This window comes from Collimonas fungivorans (assembly GCF_028292705.1).
Taxonomy (GTDB): Bacteria; Pseudomonadota; Gammaproteobacteria; order Burkholderiales; family Burkholderiaceae_D; genus Collimonas; species Collimonas fungivorans_B.
Window position 1 is genome coordinate 1 of sequence record NZ_JAQGLV010000066.1, and the last position, 8702, is coordinate 8702.

13 protein-coding genes and 1 riboswitch are annotated in these 8702 nt (G+C 57.8%); of the genes, 8 read left to right on the forward strand and 5 right to left on the reverse strand.

Features of this window, described 5'->3' with window-relative positions; translation table 11 throughout:
• The coding region (locus JWQ61_RS03200) for a DJ-1/PfpI/YhbO family deglycase/protease (protein WP_304359239.1) at positions 1 to 398 on the forward strand (398 nt) is incomplete at its 5' end.
• 66 nt (positions 399 to 464) lie between these two features.
• The gene (locus tag JWQ61_RS03205) at positions 465 to 785 is read left to right on the forward strand and encodes a ribbon-helix-helix domain-containing protein (protein WP_061541128.1); all 321 of its coding nucleotides are present in this window, start codon (positions 465 to 467) and stop codon (positions 783 to 785) included.
• Positions 786 to 788: 3 nt separating this feature from the next.
• On the opposite strand, the gene sugE is transcribed toward JWQ61_RS03205, so the two are convergent.
• The gene (sugE, locus tag JWQ61_RS03210) at positions 789 to 1109 is read right to left on the reverse strand and encodes a quaternary ammonium compound efflux SMR transporter SugE (RefSeq protein ID WP_304359240.1); all 321 of its coding nucleotides are present in this window, start codon (positions 1107 to 1109) and stop codon (positions 789 to 791) included.
• Positions 1110 to 1245: 136 nt separating this feature from the next.
• Here sugE and JWQ61_RS03215 point away from each other — a divergent pair, with 136 nt between their 5' ends.
• On the forward strand, positions 1246 to 1569 hold the full coding sequence (locus tag JWQ61_RS03215) for a YnfA family protein (RefSeq protein WP_304359241.1): 324 nt from the start codon (positions 1246 to 1248) through the stop codon (positions 1567 to 1569).
• Positions 1570 to 1579: 10 nt separating this feature from the next.
• Here the strand turns inward: JWQ61_RS03215 and JWQ61_RS03220 are convergent, their stop codons facing one another.
• Entirely contained in the window at positions 1580 to 2584 is a 1005-nt protein-coding gene (locus JWQ61_RS03220) for a sodium:calcium antiporter (RefSeq protein WP_304359242.1), read from the reverse strand.
• A 125-nt stretch (positions 2585 to 2709) separates the two neighbouring features.
• Positions 2710 to 2886, reverse strand: a riboswitch (yybP-ykoY riboswitch).
• A gap of 161 nt (positions 2887 to 3047) precedes the next feature.
• On the opposite strand from JWQ61_RS03220, the gene lpxO reads away from it, so the two are divergent.
• Entirely contained in the window at positions 3048 to 3950 is a 903-nt protein-coding gene (gene lpxO, locus JWQ61_RS03225) for a lipid A hydroxylase LpxO (RefSeq protein WP_014007191.1), read from the forward strand.
• 145 nt (positions 3951 to 4095) lie between these two features.
• A complete protein-coding gene (locus JWQ61_RS03230) occupies positions 4096 to 5160 on the forward strand; it encodes a purine nucleoside permease (RefSeq protein ID WP_120234932.1) in 1065 nt (354 codons plus the stop codon).
• Positions 5161 to 5243: 83 nt separating this feature from the next.
• On the opposite strand, the gene JWQ61_RS03235 is transcribed toward JWQ61_RS03230, so the two are convergent.
• Both JWQ61_RS03235 and JWQ61_RS03240 read right to left on the reverse strand, forming a co-directional pair.
• Complete coding sequence (locus JWQ61_RS03235) at positions 5244 to 5663, reverse strand: type II toxin-antitoxin system HicB family antitoxin (RefSeq protein ID WP_304359243.1); 420 nt, start codon at positions 5661 to 5663, stop codon at positions 5244 to 5246.
• 99 nt (positions 5664 to 5762) lie between these two features.
• A complete protein-coding gene (locus tag JWQ61_RS03240; RefSeq protein ID WP_304359244.1) occupies positions 5763 to 5939 on the reverse strand; it encodes a type II toxin-antitoxin system HicA family toxin in 177 nt (58 codons plus the stop codon).
• A gap of 427 nt (positions 5940 to 6366) precedes the next feature.
• Between JWQ61_RS03240 and JWQ61_RS03245 the strand changes: the two genes are divergently transcribed.
• The 3 genes from JWQ61_RS03245 to JWQ61_RS03255 all read left to right on the forward strand — a co-directional run bounded on the left by JWQ61_RS03245 (position 6367) and on the right by JWQ61_RS03255 (position 7732).
• Positions 6367 to 6522: a type II toxin-antitoxin system HicA family toxin gene (locus JWQ61_RS03245; RefSeq protein WP_304359247.1), complete on the forward strand. Its 156-nt coding sequence runs from the start codon at positions 6367 to 6369 to the stop codon at positions 6520 to 6522.
• Positions 6523 to 6529: 7 nt separating this feature from the next.
• Positions 6530 to 6913, forward strand: coding sequence for a type II toxin-antitoxin system HicB family antitoxin (locus JWQ61_RS03250; protein ID WP_304359245.1), 384 nt, complete (start codon positions 6530 to 6532; stop codon positions 6911 to 6913).
• A 327-nt stretch (positions 6914 to 7240) separates the two neighbouring features.
• The gene (locus JWQ61_RS03255) at positions 7241 to 7732 is read left to right on the forward strand and encodes a type VI secretion system tube protein Hcp (RefSeq protein ID WP_014007194.1); all 492 of its coding nucleotides are present in this window, start codon (positions 7241 to 7243) and stop codon (positions 7730 to 7732) included.
• A gap of 64 nt (positions 7733 to 7796) precedes the next feature.
• Here the strand turns inward: JWQ61_RS03255 and fahA are convergent.
• Positions 7797 to 8702 (reverse strand): fumarylacetoacetase (gene fahA, locus JWQ61_RS03260; RefSeq protein WP_304359246.1); only part of this gene is annotated, 906 nt, incomplete at its 5' end.

Sequence of the window (8702 nt, forward strand, 5' to 3'; positions counted from 1 at the left end):
AACCTGGCCACAACTTCACGCTGAACGCCGCATTCAGCGATGTCGACGTCAGCCGTTACGACGCACTGCTGATCCCGGGCGGCCGCGCCCCCGAATACCTGCGCCTGAATCCGCGCGTGATCGAAATTGTCCAGCAGTTCCATGCTGCCGACAAGCCGATTGCGGCAGTCTGCCACGGCCCGCAGCTGCTGGCGGCGGCCGGCGTGCTGGAAGGAAAAACCTGTTCCGCCTATCCGGCTTGCGCGCCTGAAGTCAAACTGGCCGGCGGCAAATATGCGGAAATCGACGTCACCGCCGCCCATCGCGACGGCAACCTGGTGACGGCGCCGGCATGGCCCGCCCATCCGGCCTGGCTGGCGCTGTTCCTGGCTGCATTGGGAACCCGCATCGAGTTATGATGGATGTGATGCGGTTGGCCGCAAGGCCGGCCGCTCACTGCGACTGTTCAAGAAAAGAGGTGTCCGATGTGTCAGATTTATGCCCAGGCCGATCCCATCCTGTACGAATCGCGCGCCCGCTCGGTGCGCATCATGGGCGTCATCACCACCATCAAGCTGGAAAACCTGTTCTGGCAAACCCTGGCGGAACTGGCGGCGGACAACGACCTGACCACCAACCAGCTGATCGCCAAGCTGCACGACGAAGTTACTACGCACTTGGGCGAGGCCAGCAATTTCGCCTCTTTCCTGCGCGTCACCTGCCTGCGCTACCAGGCCCTGAGAGCCCACGCTGGATTCGAATCGAAAGCAGTCAGCGCCGCCACCAAGATCAACGCTGCTGCATAAAAGTCAGCCTGCGGTCGACAACTTCAAGCCGATCAGGCCGAGCACGATCAGGCCGACGCTGGCGATGCGCGCCAGGCTGGCTGCTTCACCCAGCAGCACGATGCCGGCGATGAAAGAGCCGACCGCGCCGATGCCGGTCCATACCGCGTAGGCGGTGCCCAGCGGCAAAGTGCGCATCGCCAACGCCAGCAGCCAGATGCTGATGGCCATGCCGGCCACCGTGATCACGGACGGCCACAGGCGGCTGAACCCTTCGGAATATTTGAGGCCGACGGCCCAGACGATTTCGGCCAGGCCGGCAAGAAAGAGAATGATCCAGGCCACGCGACCTCCAGAAAAATGGGGTCGTCCCCGGACAATGATGCAGCGCCGGGTCGTCCCGGCGCCGAGGTGAAAACAGCAACATTATAGGGCGTCTTGCTGCTACCCTGTCCTTTCCGATTTTCTTCCATTGCGCGCAATGATAAAAACCTTTGGCCTGTTCCTGCTGACCGCCGTCGCCGAACTGCTGGGCTGCTACCTGCCGATGTTATGGCTCAACAACAAGGGCCCGGCCTGGCTGTTGCTGCCGGCAGCAATCAGCCTCACCGTTTTCGTCTGGCTGCTGACGCTGCATCCCGCCGCCAGCGGCCGCGTGTATGCCGCCTACGGCGCGGTCTACATCGCCACTGCGATTTTCTGGCTATGGGGCGTCGACGGCATCACGCCAAGATGGACCGACCTGCTGGGCGCCGGACTGGCGCTGGCAGGCGCGGCAGTGATCGCCGCCGGCGCCCGCGCCTGAACGCAGCCGATCAGTGCACGCCGATCCATCCCAGGCCGGCGGCAAACACCAGGTACAGCAAGCCAAACATCGCCAGCCGGCCGCCGCTCAGCATGCCCTTGCGCAGCAGCACGTATAAACCGAACATCGACATCATCGTCACCGCCGCCGCCCACACCAGCGCCGGGCTCAGCATCCATGGCGTAAAGATCAGCACCAGCGCGGTCGGGATCGTCGCCTGGATCATCATGGCGCCGCTGATATTGCTCAAGGCCAGGTTCTGCTTGCCCTGCCTGACCCAGATCACTGCATTCAGGATTTCCGGCAGCTCGGTAGCGATCGGACTCAGCAGCAGCGCAGCCAGTTGCGGCGAGATGCCCAGCCATGGCGCAATATCGCCCAGCTGGCGCACGAACAACTGCGAACTGAGGAAAATCACCACCAGCGCCACCAGCGTCTGCAGCAGGGCCCAGCCGATGCCCGGCTGGATATCGTGCGGCCGGAATTTCAAGGGTTCCAGGTCGTGTATCTCAGCGTCGGCATCTTCTTCCTTGCGCATCTCGCCCCAGATATACACACCGTAGGCCAGCAGGAAAAATACGCCCAGCCAGGGCTTGATCGCAAACGCCACCAGCCCCAGGCCGACCTTGACCACGAATATCCCGATGAACCAGGCCTGGTCCCGGCTCAGCCGTTGCGCGGCGCTGGCCGACAGCAGGATGCCGCCGATTTTCTTGCGGTTCAGGATGAACATCAGGCCCACCACCGCATACGCGATAGTTGCCAGCACCAGCGGCCCGCCCAGCGCCGCGCCGACGCCGATTTCCCGGTGCGCGGCATCGCGCCCGAACACCACGGCGACAAACGTCACCACGCTTTCCGGCAAAGCCGTGCCGAACGCTGCCAGCACGGTGCCTACCGCGCTTTGCGCGATGCCGAGCCGGCGCCCGACCCATTCGATGCTGTTGACGAAATATTCACAGGAAAGATAGATCACCACGGCCGAACCGAGCAATAGAGCGAAGCTGAGTATCATGCACACGCTCCCGCCAGACAGGCCATGGCAGCAGACGAGAAAACAAACGAGGAAAGAAGCGGCTTAGCAAAACTGGCTGTGGCAGCACGTTGGCGCTGCCATTGGCGGTAAATAAGCATTTGGACATCCTGAGGGCCGGGCACTGACGAATGGCGCAACGCCTTCGCCCGGCCGGGTAAAGGGAAGCACCATAGGTCTTGCCAAACCGTGCGGTCGCGCATGCCATGGCGTAAATTGGATACAGCGCCAAGTATGTTGACATGCGCTCTTCGAAAGACTCGAAGGCGGCTACTCCCCTAAGGAGCCGCAATTTTATCACTGAAATATTGCCAGCGGCAATGATAGCCGCAGCATCCTCAAACATTCTCCTGCGCAACAAGCCTGGCTAACAAACGGCTTGGATAACGGATAACAGGCGCAAAAGAGATAAAATGGCGGCTTATTTGTAACGGAGCACATTTTTATGAAATGGGCAGTAGTCAGTATTTTTATTCTGTCGGTGTTGTACGTCCACTTTCGCGGCAAGGCGCGCCTGCCGTTTTTCCGGCAACTGTTCGACCATTCGTCGATCATGGCCCCGCTCAACATCTTCATGTACATGTTTTCCAAGGTGCCGACCAACACGCCCTACCTGCCGACCAGCACCTTCGCCGATTTGAAGATCCTGGAAGACAACTGGGAAACCATACGCGACGAAGCCAAGGGCCTGATCGGCCTGGAAAAAATCCGCGCCGCGGAAAAGAACGACGATGCCGGCTTCAACTCTTTCTTCAAGGCCGGCTGGAAACGCTTTTACCTGAAATGGTACGACGCCAGCCATCCCTCGGCCGAGCAGTTCTGTCCCAAGACCGTGGCCCTGCTGCGCCGCACACCAAGCGTCAAGGCCGCGATGTTTGCCGAACTCGCGCCCGGCGGCACCCTCAACCCGCACCGCGATCCGTTCGCCGGTTCGCTGCGCTATCACCTGGGCCTGGTCACGCCCAACGACGACCGCTGCTTCATCGAAGTCAACCAGCAGCGCTACAGCTGGCGCGACGGCCAGGGCGTGGTGTTCGACGAAACATTCATCCACTGGGCGCAGAACGGCTGCGACAGCAACCGCATCATCATCTTCTGCGATATCGAACGGCCGATGCGCTACCGCTGGGCGCAGGCGATCAACCGCTGGCTGGGACGCCATATGATGAGCGCGGCGGCGTCGCCCAACGAAACCGGCGACGAAACCGGCGGCATCAACAAGCTGTTCCGTTTTGTCTGGGCCGCCGGCCAATACCGGCGCGCACTGAAGAAATTCAGCAAGCCGCTGTATATGTGCATCAAGTTCGGCCTGATCATCGGCGTGGTGCTGGCCATCATTTATCTCTGAACCGCCGCAGTTAGCGAACATTTGACCAAGCCGCCTCCGGGCGGCTTTTTCATGTCCGGTACATGGTGCGCGCATGTTGCGTTGCGGTAACAATGTTTGATTTTCACAGGTAGACTACGGGTTCTACTTTGCACAAGGAAAATCCATGATGACTCGTTCGCTGATTGCCACAGCCGTCCTATCACTCGCCGCCTGCGCCACCGGTCCATCGATCGCACAGGACAGAGGCAGCGACGGCCTCGCCGAATCGAATGCGCAGAATCGCCCGGTCAAGGTCATGATCATCACCATGTTCGGTCCCGAAGGCCAGGCCTGGCTGGACCGCCTCGGCCCCTGGAAAACCGTTGCCGTGCCGGGCCTGTCGCCCGACTATCCGAACGTTAACTGCAACAAGCAGGATGTCTGCGTAATCACCACCGGCATGGGCTACGCCAATGCCTCGGCATCGATCATGGCGCTGACGTTCTCGTCGCGCTTCGACCTGCGCCACACCTACTTCCTGATCTCCGGCATTGCCGGCGTCGATCCGGCGCGCGGCACCGTCGGTTCGGCCGCCTGGGCCAAATACCTGGTCGATTTCGGCATCCAGTGGGAAATCGATGCGCGCGAAATCCCGGCCGGCTGGAAGACCGGCTACCTCGGCATCAACACCAAGAGCCCCACCGAAAAACCGCCGCTCGACTATCGCAACGAAGTATTCCAGCTGAATCCGAAACTGGCCGACGCCGCGTTTGCTTTGTCGCGCAATGTCGTGCTGGCCGACAGCGCGCAGGCGCAGGTAGCGCGCTCCAAGTTCAGCTATGCGCCGGCCAACCAGCCGCCATCGGTAGTCCAGTGCGACATCGCTTCCGGCAACACCTGGTGGTCAGGCACGCTGCTGGGCGAACGCGCGCGCGAATGGACCAAGATCCTGACCGACAACAAGGGTGTGTATTGCATGACGGCGCAGGAAGACAATGCAACCTTTGAGGCGTTGAAGCGCGCTTCTAGCATCAAGCGGGTCGACCTGAACCGCGTGGCGGCTTTGCGCACCGGGTCGGATTTCGATAGGCCTTACCAGGGGCAGACCAGCGCCGACAACCTGCTCAACTATGCGGACCAGGGCGGCTTCGTGCCGGCTACCGAGAACCTGTATCGGGCGGGGAATCCGTTGGTGCAGGATATCGTGACGCATTGGGGTGAGTGGCGGGACGGCGTGCCGCATCGGTGAGTGTTATCTGTTTACTGATCAAGCCGCCTCTGGCGGCTTTTTTTCTGCCCGGACAGTTGATCCATGCCGTCGGAGCGATCGAATCAAGCCACGCTCAATTCAATGTGCTTTCCAAGCGCACTCATTGCATCGGAAATTCTGTCGATCTTGGTCGTGTGGTGCAGATCAATCAGACGGTTTACTTCCTGTTTCGTTGTATCCATGCGAAGAGCCAGATCAGTCGGCCGTATATGTTGCGCCAGCATTTCATTGAGCAGCAGAACCTTGGCTGAAACACTCAGCGGAATATCTACCAGAATCTCCCCTTTTTTTGCCTTGGATGGCAACGGCACCTTGCGCTTGTCCTCGAAATAAAAATCCATGGCGCTTAGCAATACGTCGGCCGCCATGTCGAGCGCTTCGAATTTATCATCGCCTTGGCTAATGGCCTCGGGTATGTCGCGGAAAGTAACGACAAAACCACCGTCAGGATCTGGTGTGAGTGTTGCTGGGTATTTCATCATGTCCTCGCGAGGCGTATCAAATTCTGGTTGCACAATCCACAGCTTAAAACGCAGTTGCGGTGCAATTCGGCAGTCACCAAAACATCTTCCAGATCCGTTTCATTTCAAATTGAGCTGCTTTTTCACACCTTCAACAAGCCCTGTCTTGAGCTCCTTGTTCGGGTGCCTTGGCAGGTGGGATTGTTTGCCGTGCAAATAGACTTTTATGTGTTTCGATCCGTCCTTGAAAGTCGCTCCCTGTTGCGTCAACCACCTTACAAATTCACTTTGCTTCACCGCACATCCTTTGCTCGCCTCAGCGAGTTCAATATAACCAAAATTGCTTACCAAGACAAGATAAACGTAAGCAATTTTGCCTACTCACTCGCTATTGAAGTGATCGCTGCGAAGCGTGCTTAGTGAGCATGAATAAAATATCGAGGTCATTTTAGTTTTTGGTACTGGGAACGTCTCTAGCCGAAAGACTTAAAAAAGCTGGATTAGAAGTAAATTTTCCCTATCAAGCCCACACGCAATTCCGAAACCGTTTTCAGACATTTGCCTCTATCGCACAAGTCAAATATTCATGACATTCAGGTACTCGAAATCCTTTGAGTTTCAGCTACCCCTCATGAATCGCCAATGTACAAAAATACACAAAATTATCATTAAATTGTGTAGTTTTGTGTATAATAATATGAACAGCACACACATCATCAAGTAACTGAAAGCGGCCGGGTGGAAGCATATTTCCACCCGTGGCAGCCATCACAAATACCGCCATCCCGTTACCGGCAAATCGGTAATTGTTCCGCATCCGAAGAAAGACCTGGCCCTGGGAACAGCCGAGAGCATCCTGAAACTCGCTGGACTGAAATGAGGACAAAATGTTATATCCGCTTTATGTATGGAAGGACAAAGATAGCGCTTATGGCGCCCGCTTCCCGGATCTGCCCGGCGTCTTTACCGCCGTCGACGAGTTGAATGATCTTCCGGCAATGGCGCAGGAAGCTGCGGAAACCATGTACGAGGGGGAAGTGCATATTCCCGAGGCGTCCTCCATCGAGAAATGGAAAGACGCAGCGGACTATGCTGGCGGTTTCTGGATGCTGGTCAATATCGATCGTTCGAAAATCAATACCAAGCCCGTGCGGCTCAACATCTCCTTACCGGAAAACCTTTTGCGGGACATCGATGCTTTCGCCAAATCGCATCAACTGACTCGATCCGGATTCCTGGCCCAGGCTGCGCTGAAAGCGATGGCGCAATAAATTCTGCGGGCAGTTGGCGCCCTTCGCGACGTCCTCTTGATGCCAATCCATTCGGCTTGCATAGTCCAAGTTCGAAACTGGAATATGAGCAAAATACCAATACTATTTAGTACTGAAGATCTAAGATATCGCCAAAAATATGGTTTAGAATTGCCTTTCGGAATTATTCTCCATCGATATCCGATGTGCCATGGACGCCCGATATCTGTTGAGCAGCCCTGCATTTATGCCACATGTTCCACTTGATGGACTTCCAGTTTCACTCCGCTTGCGAGCGGAGCCAGCAGCGTCAACCTAGGCTTCATTTTTTCACTAAGGGGCAAAACCATGGCAATCGACGTATATCTGCAAATTGACGGCATCAAAGGGGAATCCACCGACGACATCCATAAGGACTGGATCGAGTGCAAATCGGTGCAATGGGAAGTGCTGCAGCCGAAATCGGCCACTGCCTCCACCGCGGGCGGCCATACCGCCGAGCGTTGCGAGCACAAGGATATCGTGATCACCAAGCTGGCCGACCTGGCTTCGCCGCTGCTGCTGCAAAACTGCTCATCGGGCAAGACTATTCCGAAAGCGAAGTTCGAATTCCTGCGCGCCGACGGCAAGGGCGAACGCATCCGATACTTTGAGATCGAGCTGGAAAACCTGCTGATTTCCGATGTCGCGCCGTCCGTCACGGAAGGCAGTGTGCTGAGCGAAACCGTCAGCCTGAAGTACTCCAAGGTCAAATGGAAATATACCCAGCAAAAAATCGCCGGCGGCTCGGGCGGCAACACTTCGGGCGGTTGGGATCTGTCGACCAACAAGGTCGCGTAATTTCGCTGCACAAACAAAAAGAGCCGTGGCTGCCACGGCTCTTTTTTTAACCCCTGTTTTCCTGTCAGCCGCGCGCCGGCAATATCTTGCCGCTGACTGCGCCGAAGCCGACACGGTAACCGTCGCCCTGGCACCAGCCTGTCATACCCACTTCATCGCCGTCCTGGATAAAACTGCGCTGCACGCCGTCCGCCAGGGCCAGCGGATTCTTGCCGTTCCAGGTCAGCTCCAGCAGGCTGCCGAACGATTCCGGCGTGCTGCCGCTGATGGTGCCTGAGCCCATCAGGTCGCCGATGCGGGTGTTGCAGCCGGAGACCGTGTGGTGCGCCAGTTGCTGCACCATGGTCCAGTACATGGCTTTGAAATTGGTGCGGCAGATGGTTTGCGCTGCCGCGGTTTCAGCCGGCTTGAGCGAGACTTCCAGCGTGATGTCGTAGCCATTCTTGCCGCTCTGCTGCAGGTAAGGCAACGGCTGAGGCTGCTGCGCCGGGCTGGCGACACGAAATGGTTCCAGCGCATCTAGCATGACTACCCATGGTGAAATGGAAGTGGCGAACGATTTACTGTTGAACGGCCCGAGCGGCACGTATTCCCATTGCTGCAGGTCGCGCGCGCTCCAATCGTTGAGCAGGACCATGCCGAAGATATGCTGTTCCGCATTGGCGATGTCGATCGGTTCGCCCAGTGCATTCGGCTGGCCGATGATGAAGCCGGTTTCCAGTTCGAAATCGAGCTTGCGGCAGGCGCCGAAGATGGGCGCATCGGCGTCCGGCAGTTTCAGCTGGCCCATCGGCCGCTGCAGCGGCGTGCCGCTGACCATCACCGAGCTGGCGCGACCGTTGTAGCCGATCGGGATGTGCAGCCAGTTCGGCAATAGTGCATTGGCCGGGTCGCGGAACATGGAGCCGACGTTGGTGGCGTGTTCTTTCGACGAATAGAAATCGGTGTAGCCGGGAATGTCCAGCGGCAG